At 65.1% G+C, this 15,757-nt stretch carries 16 protein-coding genes; 4 read left to right on the top strand and 12 right to left on the bottom strand.

Features of this window, described 5'->3' with window-relative positions; genetic code table 11:
* Positions 1-89: 89 nt before the first annotated feature.
* From hutC to AC24R4_RS20100, 5 genes are all read right to left on the bottom strand, one after another.
* Positions 90-851: a histidine utilization transcriptional repressor HutC gene (hutC, locus tag AC24R4_RS20120; protein WP_153947363.1), complete on the bottom strand. Its 762-nt coding sequence runs from the start codon at positions 849-851 to the stop codon at positions 90-92.
* Positions 852-880: 29 nt separating this feature from the next.
* Entirely contained in the window at positions 881-1,660 is a 780-nt protein-coding gene (locus AC24R4_RS20115) for an ABC transporter ATP-binding protein (RefSeq protein WP_400392851.1), read from the bottom strand.
* Positions 1,657-2,529, bottom strand: coding sequence for an ABC transporter permease (locus tag AC24R4_RS20110; RefSeq protein ID WP_400392849.1), 873 nt, complete (start codon positions 2,527-2,529; stop codon positions 1,657-1,659). Before AC24R4_RS20110 ends, AC24R4_RS20115 begins: the two co-directional genes overlap by 4 nt.
* A 13-nt stretch (positions 2,530-2,542) precedes the next feature.
* Positions 2,543-3,505 carry an ABC transporter substrate-binding protein gene (locus AC24R4_RS20105; protein ID WP_400392847.1) on the bottom strand — a complete coding sequence of 321 codons (963 nt, stop codon included), beginning with the start codon at positions 3,503-3,505 and terminating at the stop codon, positions 2,543-2,545.
* Between the two features lie 335 nt (positions 3,506-3,840).
* Positions 3,841-4,866: an NAD-dependent epimerase/dehydratase family protein gene (locus AC24R4_RS20100; protein WP_400395863.1), complete on the bottom strand. Its 1,026-nt coding sequence runs from the start codon at positions 4,864-4,866 to the stop codon at positions 3,841-3,843.
* Between the two features lie 10 nt (positions 4,867-4,876).
* Between AC24R4_RS20100 and AC24R4_RS20095 the strand changes: the two genes are divergently transcribed.
* Together AC24R4_RS20095 and AC24R4_RS20090 are read left to right on the top strand one after the other, a co-directional pair.
* Positions 4,877-5,932 carry a CDP-6-deoxy-delta-3,4-glucoseen reductase gene (locus AC24R4_RS20095; protein WP_400395865.1) on the top strand — a complete coding sequence of 352 codons (1,056 nt, stop codon included), beginning with the start codon at positions 4,877-4,879 and terminating at the stop codon, positions 5,930-5,932.
* Between the two features lie 261 nt (positions 5,933-6,193).
* Positions 6,194-7,381 carry an acetylornithine transaminase gene (locus AC24R4_RS20090; RefSeq protein WP_400395867.1) on the top strand — a complete coding sequence of 396 codons (1,188 nt, stop codon included), beginning with the start codon at positions 6,194-6,196 and terminating at the stop codon, positions 7,379-7,381.
* A 179-nt stretch (positions 7,382-7,560) separates the two neighbouring features.
* Here AC24R4_RS20090 and AC24R4_RS20085 read toward each other — a convergent pair whose 3' ends face one another.
* The 7 genes from AC24R4_RS20085 to AC24R4_RS20055 all read right to left on the bottom strand — a co-directional run bounded on the left by AC24R4_RS20085 (position 7,561) and on the right by AC24R4_RS20055 (position 14,770).
* Positions 7,561-8,277: an ABC transporter ATP-binding protein gene (locus AC24R4_RS20085; RefSeq protein WP_092601742.1), complete on the bottom strand. Its 717-nt coding sequence runs from the start codon at positions 8,275-8,277 to the stop codon at positions 7,561-7,563.
* Between the two features lie 15 nt (positions 8,278-8,292).
* Positions 8,293-9,069, bottom strand: a complete 777-nt coding sequence (locus AC24R4_RS20080) for an ABC transporter ATP-binding protein (protein WP_400394918.1) — start codon at positions 9,067-9,069, stop codon at positions 8,293-8,295.
* Positions 9,070-9,082: 13 nt separating this feature from the next.
* A complete protein-coding gene (locus AC24R4_RS20075; RefSeq protein WP_400394916.1) occupies positions 9,083-10,237 on the bottom strand; it encodes an ABC transporter permease subunit in 1,155 nt (384 codons plus the stop codon).
* A 13-nt stretch (positions 10,238-10,250) separates the two neighbouring features.
* A complete protein-coding gene (locus AC24R4_RS20070; protein ID WP_092601748.1) occupies positions 10,251-11,186 on the bottom strand; it encodes a branched-chain amino acid ABC transporter permease in 936 nt (311 codons plus the stop codon).
* A 221-nt stretch (positions 11,187-11,407) separates the two neighbouring features.
* A complete protein-coding gene (locus AC24R4_RS20065; RefSeq protein ID WP_153947354.1) occupies positions 11,408-12,616 on the bottom strand; it encodes a branched-chain amino acid ABC transporter substrate-binding protein in 1,209 nt (402 codons plus the stop codon).
* 670 nt (positions 12,617-13,286) lie between these two features.
* Positions 13,287-14,279, bottom strand: a complete 993-nt coding sequence (ispH, locus tag AC24R4_RS20060; protein ID WP_153947353.1) for a 4-hydroxy-3-methylbut-2-enyl diphosphate reductase — start codon at positions 14,277-14,279, stop codon at positions 13,287-13,289.
* Entirely contained in the window at positions 14,279-14,770 is a 492-nt protein-coding gene (locus AC24R4_RS20055) for an FKBP-type peptidyl-prolyl cis-trans isomerase (RefSeq protein WP_400395645.1), read from the bottom strand. The genes ispH and AC24R4_RS20055 overlap by 1 nt, the downstream gene beginning before the upstream one ends.
* 387 nt (positions 14,771-15,157) lie before the next feature.
* Between AC24R4_RS20055 and rpmB the strand changes: the two genes are divergently transcribed.
* The gene (gene rpmB / locus AC24R4_RS20050) at positions 15,158-15,391 is read left to right on the top strand and encodes a 50S ribosomal protein L28 (protein WP_008644908.1); all 234 of its coding nucleotides are present in this window, start codon (positions 15,158-15,160) and stop codon (positions 15,389-15,391) included.
* Between the two features lie 13 nt (positions 15,392-15,404).
* The gene (gene rpmG / locus AC24R4_RS20045) at positions 15,405-15,575 is read left to right on the top strand and encodes a 50S ribosomal protein L33 (protein WP_029051226.1); all 171 of its coding nucleotides are present in this window, start codon (positions 15,405-15,407) and stop codon (positions 15,573-15,575) included.
* Positions 15,576-15,757: the final 182 nt, after the last annotated feature.

Genomic DNA, 15,757 nt, shown 5'->3' with positions numbered 1-15,757 from the left:
CGTACGTCTTTGTTGTATGAGCCTGTCTATACAGGTTAGTCGAAAAATAAACCCGATGGCCGGCTTTTGGCTGGCCTCGGGAATCTGTTCTAGCCGAAGGCGGGATTGCCGTCGGCGCGAAACCGGCTGCCCAGCCGATACCGGTTGCCCGGGTGCAGGCAGCGAACGAATGTGACCGGCACGCCATGCGTCCAGGTGCGGCGGGTCAGCAGCAGGCAGGGCTGCGTGGGCGGCATCTCGAGATGCGCGGCCTGTTCGGCCGTGGCGGCGATGGCATCGACCACGTGCTCCACCTGGTCATACGGCACGTTGCGCAGCAGGTACTCGCCCGGCTGCGTATCGGCAAAATCCTGCGTGATGAAATCGGGCGCCACGCGCGGATTCACGTAGCGGTCTTCCAGCTGCACCGGCAAGCCGTCTTCGCGGTGGATGCAGATCGAGTGGTACACCGATTCGCCGGTGCGCAGTTCCAGCGCGGCGGCCACCTCGATCGACGCCGACACGCGTTCCACCAGGATCACGTCGCAGGCGTAGTCGTGGCCGCGCATGCGGATCTCGTCCTGCAGGTTGACCACCGACAGCAGCGTGGATTGCGGCTTGTGTTCGGCCACGAACGTGCCCACGCCGGCCACGCGCACCACCCTGCCCTGCTCCGACAGTTCGCGCAAGGCCCGGTTGACCGTCATGCGCGACACCGAGAAGCGGTTCACCAGTTCCTGCTCGGACGGCACGCGGTCGCCGGGCTGCCACGCGCCGCTCTGGATCTGGCGCGCGATGTACTCCTTGACCTGCTGGTACAGCGCGGCCGGAGCGTTGGACGGGGAAGGTGCCGGGTTGGCGGACGGATTCATGACCTGTTGCGGAATGCCGGATTGCCGGTTCAGTGCTCGGCCGATGCCATGGCTTCGGCACGAATCTCCTCGGTGAGCCGCGCCTTGAGCACGGAGAACTCGGGCGATGTCTTGATCGTGTAATGGCGCGGATGGGCAAAGTCCACCGCGATCTCGCTCTTGATCCGACCGGGCCGCGCGGAAAAGACCGCCACGCGGTTGGCCATGAAAATGGCCTCGTCGATATCGTGCGTGACGAATAATACCGTCTTGCGGTGCGACTCCCAGATCCCGAGCAGCAGCTCCTGCATCAGCACGCGCGTCTGGTTGTCCAGCGCGCCGAACGGCTCGTCCAGCAGCAGGATCTTCGGATCGTTGGCCAGCGCCCGCGCAATCGCCGTGCGCTGCTGCATGCCGCCCGACAGCTGCTTGGGGTAGTGCTGCTCGAAGCCGCGCAGCCCCACGCGGGCGATAAAGAAATCACTACGTTCCTTCTGCTCGGCCAGGCTCATGCCGCGTTCGCGCAGCCCGAAGCGCACGTTCTGCTCGATCGTCAGCCACGGAAACAGCGTGTACGACTGGAACACCATGCCGCGGTCGGCGCCCGGACCGGCCACCGGCTGGCCGTCGAGCAGCACGCGGCCGCCGCTGGGGGTATCGAGCCCGGCCACGATGCGCAGCAGCGTGGATTTGCCGCAGCCCGACGGGCCCAGGATCGTCACGAAATCGTTGTCGCGCACCTCGAAATCGACCGGCAGCAACGCCTGCGTGCTGCCGCCGCGCGGATTCTCGAAGGTACGGGATACCTGCTGGATCGACAGCGCGCTCATTTGATCGAACTCCACGGAAACAGGCGCTGGTTGGCCAGCTTGAAGACCAGGTCGGACACCAGCCCGATGCAGCCGATGACGATGATGCCGAAGATGATCTGCCCGGTGTTCAGCAGCGCCTGGCTGTCGGTAATCATGTGGCCGATGCCCGAGGACGAGCCGATCAGCTCGGCCACGATCACGTACGTCCACGCCCAGCCCAGTACCAGCCGCAGCGTCTCGGCAATCTCGGGCGCCGCGCCCGGAATCAGCACGCGGCGCACGATGCCGCGCGGCGTGGCGCCCAGCGTGTAGGCGGCCTCCACCAGGTCCTTGCGCGCGCCGCCCACCGTGACCGCCACCATCAGCACGATCTGGAAAAACGAGCCGATGAAGATCACCAGCAGCTTCTGCGTCTCGCCAATGCCGGCCCACAGGATCAGCAGCGGGATGAACGCCGACGCCGGCAGGTAGCGGCAGAACGACACGAACGGCTCGAAAAACGCCTCGGCCGCCTTGTAGGACCCCATGAAGATGCCCAGCGGCACGGCCAGCACGGCGGCCAGCACGAAGCCGCCGACCACGCGCCAGACGGTCATGCCGATATCGCCGATGAAGCCGTACTGCGTGAACAGCAGCCAGCCCTCGTGCGCCATCGTCACCGGATCGGCCAGGAACGTGCGCGGCACCAGGCCGCCCAGCGTGACCACGGCCCAGACGCCGAAGAACGCCACGAAGAACGACAGGCCAAGGATCCAGCGCGCCTGCGACGACACCGGCACCAGCGGCGACAGCCACGGATGGCGCGCACGCGGCGCACGGTCCGCCGGCTGGGCGGCGATGGGCGCGGGCGGGCGCGCCGTGGCGGGGGCTTGCACGGACGACGACATCACGGACTCCGGCTTACTTGAGGTATCGGGCGTCATAGAGCGCCGTCACGTCGGGCACCTGGCGGATCACGCCGATATCCTTGAGCACATCGGCTGCTTCCTTGCTGAAGCTGGCCAGCTCGCCCGAGAAGAATTTCTGGTTGGCCGCCTTGTCCTGCCAGCGCAGGTAGGCCGACGACTTGGCAAACTGCTCGCCGGTCTGCTTGACGGCCGCGCCCATGATGTCGTTGGACTTCTCCGGCTCCTTGCGGATCATCTCCAGCGCCTCGAAGTAGCTGTCGACCAGCGCCTGGGCGGCCTTGGGATTGTCCTTGAGCCATTTCGGCGCACAGCCCAGCGTGTCGGTCACCATCGGGTAGTCGAGCGTGGTGGCCAGGATCTTGCCGCGCTCCGGATTGGCGCGCACCGTGGACAGATACGGCTCGTAGGTCATGGCGCCGTCGTTCTGGCCCGCCACGAACGCCTGCGCGGCCGCCTGCGGCGACAGCGTGGTCAGCTTCACGTCCTTGAGCGTCATGCCGTTCTTCTTCAGCATCCACGCCAGCCCGAAGTACGGCGCGGTGCCCGGCGCATCGACGCCGATGGTCTTGCCCTTGAGGTCCGCAAACGTCTTCACGTCGCTGCGCACGGCCAGGCCGTCGGCGCCGTACGACTTGTCGAGCTGGACGATCTGGGTGATGGGCACGCCGTTGGCGTTCCAGGCCACGTGGGTTTCCACGGTGGTGGCCGCGCACTGGATGGCCCCGGAGGCCAGCGCCAGGTGGCGGTCCTTCTGCGGAATCATCTTGATATCCACATCCACGCCGTGCTTCTTGAAGATGCCCGCCTTGTCGGCCAGCGTCAGCGGCGCGAAACCGGTCCAGCCGCTCATGCCGATGGTGACCGGCGTGTTCTGGGCGTGGGCGGGCGCGGCCAGGACTGCGGCGGCAAGGGTGGACGCAACGGCGGCAAAACGGAACGGCAGGGGCAGCTTCATGCTGTCGGCTCCATCAGTCGTGGGGTGAAGGCAATCTATCAATGCTGTATATACAAGTCAAACCCGGGGTTTACCTGAGTCGTCAGTCAAGTGCGTCTTGCTGAATGCCAACGAGGGCGCGCAATTGCGGTGCCCGATCATGCTGCAATGCACCGCAGCGGCGCATGGGATTAGCACGCAGTGCCGCAGGATGCACCAACTTGTCTATACAGGTGACGCAGGCGCAGGGTGACGCAATGGGCGTGCCTGGCCTGGAAAGAGGTGGCCGCTACGTGATGGTTGGTCCCCTCTCCCGCCAGGCGGGAGAGGGGTGCCAGAGATCGGCATGGGCCGCGTCAGCGATCAAAAAACGCGCTGACCGTGGGATAACGCAGCCGCAGCCGCAGTTCGCGCTTGAGCCGGCGGTTGTCGAGCCGGCGCGATTCGCTCATGAAGCTCAGGAGCGTGGGGTCGATGGTGTCCCGCGCCTGCTGGCGGGTGATGCGCGGCGGGCGCGGCAGGCCCTTGCGGTCTGCCACGAGGTCGAAATAGTCGGCCATGCGCAGTTCGGTGTCGTCGCTGGCATGCACCACGCGCTGCGGGCGGCCGCGCCACAGCGCGGCGATCATCGCCCGCGCCAGGTCGTCGGCATGGATATGGCTCGTGTAGACGTCGTCCTGCGGCGCCAGCGCCGGCGTGCCCTTGTTCAGGCGCGCCACGGGCAGCCGGTCTTCGGCATAGATGCCCGGAATGCGCACGATGCCGGTCCGCCAGCCGGCGTCGCGCCCAAAGGCGCGCACCGCCGCTTCCGCCGCCACGCGCCGCCGGGCCCGTGCCGTCTGCGGACGCACCGCATGAAATTCCTGCACGCGCGCGCCGCCGCGGTCGCCGTAGACGCCGGTGGTGCTGGCGTAGATGAAGGCCCCCGGGGCCCGGTGGCGCGCCGATGCCTCAAACGCGCGATGCCAGCCCCGCTCGGGTAGAATGGCGGCCTCGCTGACACCGGGCCGCAGGGCGCGCGTGCGACGCCAGCTGGTGCGCCGTAGCGCACCCAGCAACGCTTGCGTGCGTGGATCGCCATCGCCCTGACCGGGCGGCGGCGCCAGGTCGATGACCCGGCCGGCCAGCCGCGACAGCCGTGCCAGCGTGGCCGGCTGATCCAGGTTGGCCACCAGCGGTATCGCGCCGGCTTCGCGCAGTGCCGCCTGGCGCGATGGTTGCGATGTCACGGCGAACACGCGCATGCGCGTGGCCAGCACGCGCAGGATGCGGGTGCCCACATCGCCGCAGCCAACGATCAGCAGGCGCGGACGGCCCAGCCGCCGACGCCGGACGCCCCGTGGGGAAGACAACGCCGCTTGCGGCGACAGAATTTGGTTCATAGACCCGATTATGGCTTATCAAGTTACCGTCATGCCGAGTGGCCACAAGTTCGAAGTGGCTGCCGACGAAACCATCCTGGGCGCCGCGCTGCGCCATAGCATCGGCCTGCCCTACGGCTGCAAGAACGGCGCCTGCGGGTCGTGCAAGGGCCGCGTGGTCGAGGGTACGATCCACCAGGGCGACCATGCCGCATCGGCGCTGACCGCCCAGGAAAAGACCGAGGGCCGCGCGCTGTTCTGCTGCGCCAACGCCACGTCGGACATCACGATCGAATGCCGCGAGGTGCATGGCGCCGGCGACATCCCCATCAAGAAGATCCCGTGCCGCGTGGCCACCATGGAGCGCCTGGCCGACGACGTGATCTCGGTCAAGCTGCAACTGCCCGCCACCGAGCGCATGCAGTTCCTGGCCGGCCAGTACGTGGAATTCCTGCTGCGCGACGGCAAGCGCCGCAGCTATTCGATCGCCACGCCGCCGCACGAGGAAGGCCCGATCGAACTGCATATCCGCCACATGCCCGGCGGCGCGTTCACCGACTACGTGTTCGGCGCCAGGGAAGGCATGCCGGCCATGAAGGAACGCGACATCCTGCGCTTCGAGGGCCCGCTGGGCAGCTTCTTCCTGCGCGAGGATTCGGACAAGCCGATCATCCTGCTGGCATCGGGCACCGGCTTCGCGCCGATCAAGGCCATCGTCGAGCACGCCGCCTACACCGGCATCACGCGCCCGATGACGCTGTACTGGGGCGGCCGCCGTCCGGCCGACCTGTACATGCATGCGCTGTGCGAGCAGTGGGCGCGCGACCTGCCGAACTTCAGGTACGTGCCGGTGGTGTCCGACGCGCAGGCCGGCGACAACTGGACGGGCCGTACCGGCTTTGTCCACCAGGCCGTGATGGCCGACCATCCGGACCTGTCGGGCCACGAGGTCTACGCCTGCGGCGCGCCGGTCATGGTCAACGCCGCGCGCACCGATTTCTCGGCCCAGTGCCGCCTGCACGAGGACGCGTTCTTCGCCGATTCGTTCACGTCCGAGGCCGATCTGCACGCGGCCGGCAGCACCTGACCGGCCCCGCCGCCGTTGGCGCCGACACAACAATGCCACCCGGGTCTGCCAAATTTCGCTTTGACACCCGGGCGCATGCGTCTTATATTGGCCGCCATGAACACCGCCATGATCCGACGCCGCGCACGTACGTTGCTCCCCTCCGGGGTGCCGCGCGGCTGACCGCAGACAGCGTTTGTTCAGGTCAACAAGCCACGGGCAGCCCCCGTGGCTTTTTGCTTTTCTCCGTCCCTCTTTTCGTGCCGATCCCAGGAGTCCGCCATGGCATTTGCTGAGTTTCCCGTCCAATCGCTGATGTACATCACCAACCGCCCCGAACTGGTCTTCACCGAAGGCAAGGGTTCGTGGCTGACGGACCATAACGGCAAGCGCTATCTGGATTTCGTGCAGGGCTGGGCGGTCAACGCGCTGGGCCATTCCAACGAGGGCATGATCCAGGCGCTGGAACAGCAAGCCCGCAAGCTGCTGAACCCGAGCCCGGCCTTCTACAACGAGCCGATGCTGAAGCTCGCGCAGCAGCTGACCGACAACAGCTGCTTCGACAAGGTGTTCTTCGCCAACAGCGGCGCCGAAGCCAACGAAGGCGCGATCAAGCTGGCGCGCAAATGGGGCCGCAAGCACAAGGACGGCGCGTTCGAGATCATCACGATGGACCACAGCTTCCATGGGCGCACGCTGGCGACCATGAGCGCATCGGGCAAGGCCGGCTGGGACACCATCTTCGCGCCGCAGGTGCCGGGCTTCCCGAAGGCCAACCTGAACGATCTGGCTTCGGTGGAAAAGCTGATCAACGACAAGACCGTCGGCATCATGCTGGAACCGGTGCAGGGCGAAGGCGGCGTGATCCCCGCCAGCCGCGAGTTCATGCAGGGCCTGCGCGCGCTGGCCGACAAGCACAAGCTGCTGCTGATCGTCGATGAAGTGCAGACCGGCTGCGGCCGCTGCGGCACGCTGTTCGCGTACGAACTGTCGGGCGTGGAGCCGGACATCATGACGCTGGGCAAGGGCATTGGCGGCGGCGTACCGCTGTCGGCACTGCTGTGCAAGGCCGACGTGGCCAGCTTCGAGGCCGGCGACCAGGGCGGCACGTACAACGGCAACCCGCTGATGACGGCCGTGGGCAGCTCGGTGATCTCGCAGCTGACCGCGCCGGGCTTCCTGGACGACGTGAAGGCCAAGGGCGAATACCTGCGCGAGCAGCTGCTGGCGCTGTCGGCCGAGTTCGGCCTGGGCGGCGAACGCGGCGAAGGCCTGCTGCGCGCGCTGGTGCTGGGCAAGGACATCGGCCCGCAGATCGTGGAGGAAGCGCGCGAGATGAACCCGACCGGCCTGCTGCTGAACGCGCCGCGGCCGAGCCTGCTGCGCTTCATGCCGGCCCTGAACGTGACGCGCGAAGAGATCGACCAGATGATCGGCATGCTGCGCGCGTTGCTGAAGAAGCTGGCGTAAGCAAAAAAGCCTCGCAGAACGCGAGGCTTTTTAGTCTTGCGCCCCTCTCCCACGACGTGGGAGAGGGGTTGGGGGAGAGGGGAATGCGGTTCTGCTTGCAGTCTGTTGCAATTTGAACTGCTTGCCCTCTCCCCCGCCCCTCTCCCGCAAGCGGGAGAGGGGAGAACACCCTCGGTGCATTACTCGCCCAGATACGCGGCCCGCACCTTCGGATCGTCCAGCATCTGCTTGGCGTCGCCGCTCATCGTGATCAGGCCCGACTCCATCACGTAGCCGCGGTGGGCGGCCTGCAGCGCCAGGCGCGCGTTCTGCTCGACCAGCAGCACGGTCACGCCCTGCCCCGACACGGTACGCACCACCTCGAAGATCTTCTCGACCATGATCGGCGACAGACCCATCGACGGTTCGTCCAGCAGCAGCAGCTTGGGCTGGCTCATCAGCGCACGCGCCATGGCCAGCATCTGCTGCTCGCCGCCGGACATCGTGCCGGCCAGCTGGTTGGCACGTTCCTTCAGGCGCGGGAACGTCTCGAACATGCGGTCGATGTCGGCCTTGATCCCGGCCTCGTCGTTGCGCGTGTACGCGCCCATCTGCAGGTTTTCGGTGATCGTCATGCGCGCGAACACGCCGCGGCCTTCCGGCACCATCGCCAGGCCCTGCTTGAGCAGCGTGTAGCTGGGCACGCCCTTGATGGACTTGCCCATGTACTCCACGTCGCCGCCGGCCCAGCCCTGCAGGCCGGTGATGGCCTTCATGGTCGTGGTCTTGCCGGCGCCGTTGGCACCGATCAGCGTCACGAGTTCGCCGTCCTGGATCTCCAGATCGACACCCTTGACGGCCTGGATGCCGCCATAGGCCACCTTCAGGCCCGCAATCTTCAGAATCGTTTGTGGCATGGCTTCTCTCCCGCCTTAATGCGCCGACGCGCCGAGGTAGGCCTCGATCACGGCAGGATTGCTCTGGACTTCATGCGGCAGGCCCTGCGCGATGACCTTGCCGTAGTCCAGCACGGTCATGCGGTTGCACAGGCCCATCACCAGTTTCACGTCGTGCTCGATCAGCAGGATGGTCTTGCCATCGTTCTTGATCTTTTCCAGCAGGCCGCGCAGTTCCACCTTCTCGGTGGCGTTCATGCCCGCCGCGGGCTCGTCCAGGGCCAGCAGCTTGGGCTCGGTGGCCAGCGCGCGGGCGATCTCCAGACGGCGCTGGTGGCCGTACGACAGGTTCTTCGAGGTGAAATTGGCGTATTTGCCAATGCCGACGTAGTCCAGCAGGTCGTGCGCCATGTCCTCGATGCCCTCTTCCTCCCGGCGCACCGCAGGCGGACGGAACACGGCGCCGAACAGGCCGGCCTTGGTCCGCACATGGCGGCCCACCATCACGTTTTCCAGCGCGGTCATGTCGCCGAAGAGGCGGATGTTCTGGAACGTCCGCGCGATGCCGGTCTTGGCCACCTCGTGCACGGCGGTCGGCTGGTACGGCTTGCCGCCCAGCACGAACTCGCCCGAATCGGGCGTGTACAGGCCCGTGATCACGTTGAAGAACGTGGTCTTGCCCGCGCCGTTCGGGCCGATCAGGCCGTAAATTTCACCGGGCTTGATCTGCAGGCCCACATCGGACAGCGCCTGCAGGCCGCCGAAACGCTTGTTGACCCCCTGTACGGACAGGAGGAATTCGGAATTGCTCATGTTGTCCTCCTGCTCAGAAACGGCCCACGTTGCCCGCGCGGCGCACCACCGGGCGGTCTTCCTTGCGCGGCGATGGCCAGATGCCTGCCGGGCGGTACAGCATCACCGCCACCAGCGCCAGGCCGAACAACAGCTGACGCAGCACTTCGGCGTCGACGATCACGTGGCCGAACAGCCCGGTCTGGATAGGCTCCGCCACCACGCGCAGCAGTTCCTGGAAACCCACCAGCAGGACGCCGCCCAGGATCACGCCCGGGATATGGCCCATGCCGCCCAGCACCACGATGGCCAGGATGTAGATCGATTCCCACAGCGTGAACGATTCGGGCGAGACAAAGCCCTGGAAAGCGCCGAACACCGCACCCGAGGCGCCGCCGAACGACGCCCCCATGGCAAAGGCCAGCAGCTTCATGTTGCGGGTGTTGATGCCCATGGCCTTGGCCGCGATCTCGTCTTCGCGGATGGCCACCCAGGCCCGGCCGATGCGCGAGTTCTGCAGGCGCAGGCAGATGAACACGATCACGATGACCAGGAACACCAGCAGGTAGTAGTACATGAAGACCGGCGTGAACTTCATCCCGAAGATCTCGTGCGATTTCGAGAAGTCGAAGCCGAAGATATGCACCGGGTCCACCGCCGTGATGCCCTTGGGGCCGTTGGTGATGTTCACCGGACGGTCCAGGTTGTTCATGAAGATCCGGATGATCTCGCCGAAGCCCAGGGTCACGATGGCCAGGTAGTCGCCGCGCAGCTTCAGCGTCGGCGCCCCCAGCAGCACCCCGAAGGTGGCCGCGATCAGCACCGCGCATGGCAATACGAGCCACATCGTCAGGTGCAGGCCGTTCGGGAACAGCTGGTGGATCCACTCGAACTGGTTGGCCAGGTGCGGCGAACCGAGCAGCGCCATGCTGTAGGCCCCCACCGCGTAGAACGCGATGTAGCCCAGGTCAAGCAGGCCGGCAAAGCCCACCACGATGTTCAGGCCCAGCGCCAGCATGATGTAGAGCAGCGCGAAGTCGAGCACGCGCACCCAGTAGTTGCCGCCGAAGGTCTGGACGAAGAACGGCGCGCACAGCGCCACCACCAGGAAGGCCAGCAAGGCCGCCAGGGTCTTGGCCGGGACACGCGACGGTGCCGCCACGGCCGTGGATGGAATCGGAGTATTCATGGATTCTCTCTCCTCAGGCCCGGTCGGCCACGCGTTCGCCCATGATGCCGGACGGACGGAACACGAGTACGGTAATCAGCACGATGAAGGCAAACACGTCCTGGTAGTTCGAGCCGAACACGCCATTGGTCAGGTCGCCGATATAGCCGGCGCCCAGTGCCTCGATCAGCCCCAGCAGCATGCCGCCCACCATGGCGCCCGCCAGGTTGCCGATGCCGCCCAGCACGGCGGCGGTGAACGCCTTCAGGCCGGGGATGAAGCCCATGTAGAAGTGGGCGTTGCCGTAGTTGGTGGCCATCATCACGCCCGCCAGCGCCGCCAGCGTGGCGCCGATCATGAATGTGGCCGAGATCACGAAGTTGGGGTTCACGCCCATCAGGCCCGCCACCTTCTGGTTCTCGGCGGTGGCGCGCATGGCGCGGCCGAGCTTGGTGCGGTTGACCAGGGCCAGCAGGCCTGCCATGACCATCACGGCCAGGCCGATGATGACCATTTCCTTGCCGGTGATGGTGGCGCCGGTGGAACCGATGTCGATCGGGTCCGACGGCAGCAGTTGCGGGAACGTCAGCGGGTTGCGCGACCAGATCAGCATCCCCATGGTCTGGAGGATGATCGAGACACCGATCGCGGTAATCAGCGGGGCCAGGCGCGGCGCGTTGCGCAACGGCCGGTAGGCCACGCGTTCAATGGTATAGGCAAGCACTGCACAGACGGGCATGGCGATCAGCGTGGCGATCACCAGCGTCAGCCATTCGGGCAGGCCGGGGGCGAATTTCTGCAGCCCCATGATTGCCGACAAAGCGGTCAGCGCGCCAATCATCAGGACGTCGCCATGGGCGAAGTTGATGATGCCCAGAATGCCGTAGACCATGGTGTAGCCCAGTGCGATCAGCGCATAGATGCTGCCGAGCACCAGACCGTTCACGATCTGCTGGATAAAGATATCCATGAAAACTCCTGCTTCAGCCCCGCTCCGGCCGGCATGGTGTGGATGCCGCGGAAGGGACGGTAATGTTGGATAGGTCGGGTAGGTTGGTAATCAGTTTTGCTGGTGTGCTGCCCGCCCTGTTCCACCCATGGTAAGGATGCTCATAACACGTTGGCGAGACTAAAAAGAACGGCACCGCAAGGTACTCACGGTGCCGTTCGTCTGGGACGGTAAGCCCCGGATTACATCTTCACGACGTCGAGGACGGACTTCTTCTTGTCCTTGTACTCGTACAGCGTGATGGTGCCTTCCTTCATGTCGCCCTTCTCGTCGAAGGCGATGTTGCCGATCACGCCCTTGTAGTTCGTCTTGGGCATTTCGGCCAGGATGGCAGCCGGTTCGGTCGAGTTGGCGCGCTTCATCGCATCCACGATCACCATCACGGCGTCATAGGTGAACGGTGCGTAGATCTGCACCGGCGAGTTGAAACGGGCCTGGTAACGCTTCTCGAAATCGGCGCCCGTTTCCATCTTCGACAGCGCCAGGCCGGCTTCCGAGCAGATGATGTTGGTCACTGCGTCGCCAGCCAGTTCGGCTACCTTGTCGGTACACACGCCGTCGCCGCCAACGATCTTGGACGTGATGCCCAGTTCCTTGGCCTGCTTGGCGAACGGGCCGCCGGTGGCGTCCATGCCGCCGTACATGATCACGTCCGGCTTCTTGCCCTTGATCTTGGTCAGAATGGCCTTGAAGTCGGTGGCCTTGTCGTTGGTGGCTTCACGTGCCACCACGTTCACGCCGGCGGCCTTGGCGGTCTTCTCGAACTCGTCGGCCAGGCCCTTGCCGTAGGCGGTGGCGTCGTCGACGATCGCCACGCTCTTGGCGTGCAGGCTCTTGGCGGCGTAGTTGGCCAGTGCCGGGCCCTGCTGGGCGTCGGTGGCCACCACGCGGTACGTGGTCTTGAAGCCTTGCTTGGTGTAGTCGGGGTTGGTCGACGACGGCGAGATCTGCGTGATGCCGGCGTCGCTGTAGATCTTCGAGGCCGGGATCGACACGCCCGAATTCAGGTGACCCACCACGGCCACGACCTTGGCATCCACCAGCTTCTGGGCCACGGCGGTGCCGGTCTTCGGATCGGCGGCGTCGTCTTCGCCCACCAGCTCCAGCTTGATCTTCTTGCCGCCGATCTCCAGACCGGTCTTGTTCACTTCCTCGACGGCCAGGCGCGCGCCGTTTTCGTTGTCCTTGCCAAGGTGGGCGATGCCGCCCGTCAGCGGCGCGGCGTGGCCGATCTTGACGACGGTTTCACCGCCACCGGCGGCGGCAGGCGCCGCGGCGGCCGCCGGTGCAGATGCTGCCGCATCAGCCGGCTTTTCTTCCTTCTTGCCACATGCAGCGACCAGCGCCACAGCGGCCGCGATCGGCAGAATCTTGGCAAACGTGAATTGCATGAGTGATCTCCTAGGATTCACAAAAACAGGGAAATAACTACGCCTCCCGGACGTATTCCCTGGACCGCCTTTGTTTAGTTTCAATTTGAAACGCGCGCATTGTATCCCCTTTCTTTGCGGATGCAATACGCGACGCAACAACCTGAACCATTTACCCGCCAAATGAGCTAGGGAATTTCCCCAATGCACAGATTGGGGCAATCTCCGCCCACTTGGCAGACCCGTCTCCTTCCCTTTCAAGAATCATGCCTGCAGCGCCTGAGGCGCCGCACAGGGCACCAATTAAGCCGTCCCGGCGCCACCCATAATGCCGTGCTATTAATTAGGCATTTCATTCGATTTACCGGACGCCTGCTCTAATGTGCAGAATGTAGCGCCGCACCATAATAGGGAAAACCCCATTCCCCGGGATTACCCTGATATTGTCTGCGTGTTCGTACAGGGACCCCTGGATAATCACGCCAAATAAGGCATTGCGCCGCCCAGGGCGTATTGCAACGTATTCCGGAAGATACGGCCCGGCGCACCGGAGCGGTGCAACCGGTGGCGATGGGATTCGGAGAAGCGCGCCAGAACGGGGGCGCGATCGGGACGAGGTGCCCCTGGAAACGCAAACGCCGCTGGCGGCTGGCCAGCGGCGTTCGGCAACGTCAGAAATCAGGCGGGGTCGTCAGGACTGGACCGACACGCTCGCCAGGCCGCGCGGCAACGGGAACGACATGTTCTCTTCCACGCCTTCCAGCGCCCGCACGCTCTTGACGCCAAACGTGCGCAGGCGCTCGACGATGGCCTGGGCCAGCGCCTCGGGCGCCGACGCGCCGGCGGTCAGGCCGATCCGGCGCTTGCCAGCCACCCACTCGGGCTTGAGCTGCTCGGGGTCGTCCACCATGTAGGCCGGCACGCCAAGGCGGTCGGCCAGTTCGCGCAGGCGGTTCGAGTTCGAGCTGTTCGGGCTGCCCACCACGATCACCACTTCCACCTGGGGCACCATGAACTTCACGGCGTCCTGGCGGTTCTGCGTGGCATAGCAGATGTCCTGCTTCTTGGGCTCGCGGATCTGCGGGAAGCGCGACTTGAGCGCGGCCACGATTTCGGCCGTCTCGTCCACCGACAGCGTGGTCTGCGTGACGTAGGCCAGCTGGGCCGGGTTGGCAACCTCGAGGCGGTTCACGTCTTCCACCGACTCCACCAGCAGCATGCCCTGTTCGGACTGGCCCATCGTGCCTTCCACCTCGGGGTGCCCCTTGTGGCCGATCATGATGATCTCGCAGCCTTCGGCGCGCATCTTGCCCACTTCGACGTGAACCTTGGTCACCAGCGGGCAGGTGGCATCGAACACCGTGAGGCCACGGCGCGTGGCATCGGCGCGCACTTCCTTCGACACGCCGTGCGCACTGAAGATGACGGTCGAACCGGCTGGCACTTCGTCCAGTTCGTCGATGAAGATCGCACCCTTCTTGCGCAGGTCGGCCACCACGTAGGCGTTGTGCACGATCTCGTGACGCACGTAGATCGGTGCGCCGAACCGCGACAGCGCGCGTTCGACGATTTCGATGGCGCGGTCCACGCCGGCGCAGAAGCCGCGCGGCTGCGCCATCAGGATTTCGGCGTCTGCAGAGGTAGTGAGTTCGGTCATGCTGCGTTCCATCGCCACGGCGGACATCAGAGAATTCCGATCAGCTGGACGTCGAACAGGATCGTCTGTCCGGCCAGCGGGTGGTTGAAATCGAAGAGCGCCGCGGTGTCGCCGTATTCCTTCAGCACGCCGGCGTACTTGCCGCCGCCGGGCGCGTTGAATTCGACGAGATCGCCGGGGGTGTATTCCTCTTCGAACGAGCTGTTCTCGCGCAGCGTGGCCAGCGAGACCCACTGCAGCAGTTCAGGATTGCGCGGGCCGAACGCGTGCTCGGCATCCAGCCGGTACGTCATGCGGTCGCCCTCGGGCATGCCCAGCAGCGCCTGCTCCAGCGTCGGGGCAAGCTGGCCCTGGCCCAGCAGCAGCGTGGCGGGCTTTTCCTCAAACGTGCTCACCACTTCGGTGCCGTTCTCGAGGGCGATACTGTAATGAAGCGTCAGGAAGGAATCGGCCTGGACGGTCTTGCGCGCGGACGCGTCACCAGCGGCGGCTTGCGCCGAAGAAGTTTGCAAAGTCATGGGAGTCAACCGGTCAACAGCCGCCATTGTATGCGACTGGACCGTCCGCCGCCGGGTACGGCCGCGCCCCTGTGTCGGAAATCGACGAAGTTGCCCCGCCGTCGCCGGGCTGGACAGGCCGCCCCCGCCCCATTACAGTGTGGCCCGCACCACTGTTCGTCCGTGGTGCGTCCTGAGCAGGACCGGCTTCCGGGTGTCACCCCACGTGACGCAGGCGGCACGGCGCAACAGCCCCCTTCCGAATCTGCCGGAAGGCATTGATTCGCCGCTCGATTCCGGTCTATAATGTTCGTTTCGCTGAAGTACCAATCCGCTGCAGTCCGGGCCCGTGCGCCTTTTGTTGATCTGTTGCGAACATTGTCCACGAATAAGATTTAGGAGTGCTTCATGGCACGCGTCTGTCAAGTGACCGGGAAAGCGCCGATGGTCGGCAACAACGTTTCCCACGCAAACAACAAGACCAAGCGCCGTTTTCTGCCCAACCTGCAGAACCGCCGCTTCTTCGTTGAATCGGAAAACCGCTGGGTGAGCCTGCGCGTCTCGAACGCCGGTCTGCGCCTGATCGACAAGAAAGGCATCGACGCCGTGCTCGCAGACCTGCGCGCACGCGGCGAAGTCTAATAAGGAGTAAATCATGGCCAGCAAAGGCGGACGCGACAAGATCAAGCTGGAATCGACCGCGGGTACCGGTCATTTCTATACGACCACCAAGAACAAGCGCACCATGCCGGAAAAGATGGAGATCTCGAAGTTCGATCCCATCGCCCGCAAGCACGTGCCTTACAAGGAAACCAAGATCAAGTAATTGATCCCTGGTCTTCAGCCGAAAGCCCCGCCCTCGCGGGGCTTTTTGCTTTGGGGCATCCGCCCGCACCGGGCTTGGGCGCCGCCGGCGTTGCGCTCCCCGCCTATCCACACCCCGCCAACCCTTGTCAGACAAGGGAAAGATGTCAGTTTCGTGGCAAGCCGGTGTAGACTTGCCAGCTT

This window comes from Cupriavidus sp. CER-90, from assembly GCF_057652055.1.
Note: the sequence above shows the minus strand (reverse complement) of the source record. Positions and strands in the feature narration are given on the sequence as shown.

Excerpts from the sequence above, each read along its gene's own strand:
- hutC (WP_153947363.1), bottom strand. The coding sequence starts at position 851 with ATGAATCCGTCCGCCAACCCGGCACCTTCCCCGTCCAACGCTCCGGCC.
- AC24R4_RS20115 (WP_400392851.1), bottom strand. The coding sequence starts at position 1,660 with ATGAGCGCGCTGTCGATCCAGCAGGTATCCCGTACCTTCGAGAATCCG.
- AC24R4_RS20110 (WP_400392849.1), bottom strand. The coding sequence starts at position 2,529 with ATGTCGTCGTCCGTGCAAGCCCCCGCCACGGCGCGCCCGCCCGCGCCC.
- AC24R4_RS20105 (WP_400392847.1), bottom strand. The coding sequence starts at position 3,505 with ATGAAGCTGCCCCTGCCGTTCCGTTTTGCCGCCGTTGCGTCCACCCTT.
- AC24R4_RS20100 (WP_400395863.1), bottom strand. The coding sequence starts at position 4,866 with ATGAACCAAATTCTGTCGCCGCAAGCGGCGTTGTCTTCCCCACGGGGC.
- AC24R4_RS20095 (WP_400395865.1), top strand. The coding sequence starts at position 4,877 with ATGGCTTATCAAGTTACCGTCATGCCGAGTGGCCACAAGTTCGAAGTG.
- AC24R4_RS20090 (WP_400395867.1), top strand. The coding sequence starts at position 6,194 with ATGGCATTTGCTGAGTTTCCCGTCCAATCGCTGATGTACATCACCAAC.
- AC24R4_RS20085 (WP_092601742.1), bottom strand. The coding sequence starts at position 8,277 with ATGCCACAAACGATTCTGAAGATTGCGGGCCTGAAGGTGGCCTATGGC.
- AC24R4_RS20080 (WP_400394918.1), bottom strand. The coding sequence starts at position 9,069 with ATGAGCAATTCCGAATTCCTCCTGTCCGTACAGGGGGTCAACAAGCGT.
- AC24R4_RS20075 (WP_400394916.1), bottom strand. The coding sequence starts at position 10,237 with ATGAATACTCCGATTCCATCCACGGCCGTGGCGGCACCGTCGCGTGTC.
- AC24R4_RS20070 (WP_092601748.1), bottom strand. The coding sequence starts at position 11,186 with ATGGATATCTTTATCCAGCAGATCGTGAACGGTCTGGTGCTCGGCAGC.
- AC24R4_RS20065 (WP_153947354.1), bottom strand. The coding sequence starts at position 12,616 with ATGCAATTCACGTTTGCCAAGATTCTGCCGATCGCGGCCGCTGTGGCG.
- ispH (WP_153947353.1), bottom strand. The coding sequence starts at position 14,279 with ATGTCCGCCGTGGCGATGGAACGCAGCATGACCGAACTCACTACCTCT.
- AC24R4_RS20055 (WP_400395645.1), bottom strand. The coding sequence starts at position 14,770 with ATGACTTTGCAAACTTCTTCGGCGCAAGCCGCCGCTGGTGACGCGTCC.
- rpmB (WP_008644908.1), top strand. The coding sequence starts at position 15,158 with ATGGCACGCGTCTGTCAAGTGACCGGGAAAGCGCCGATGGTCGGCAAC.
- rpmG (WP_029051226.1), top strand. The coding sequence starts at position 15,405 with ATGGCCAGCAAAGGCGGACGCGACAAGATCAAGCTGGAATCGACCGCG.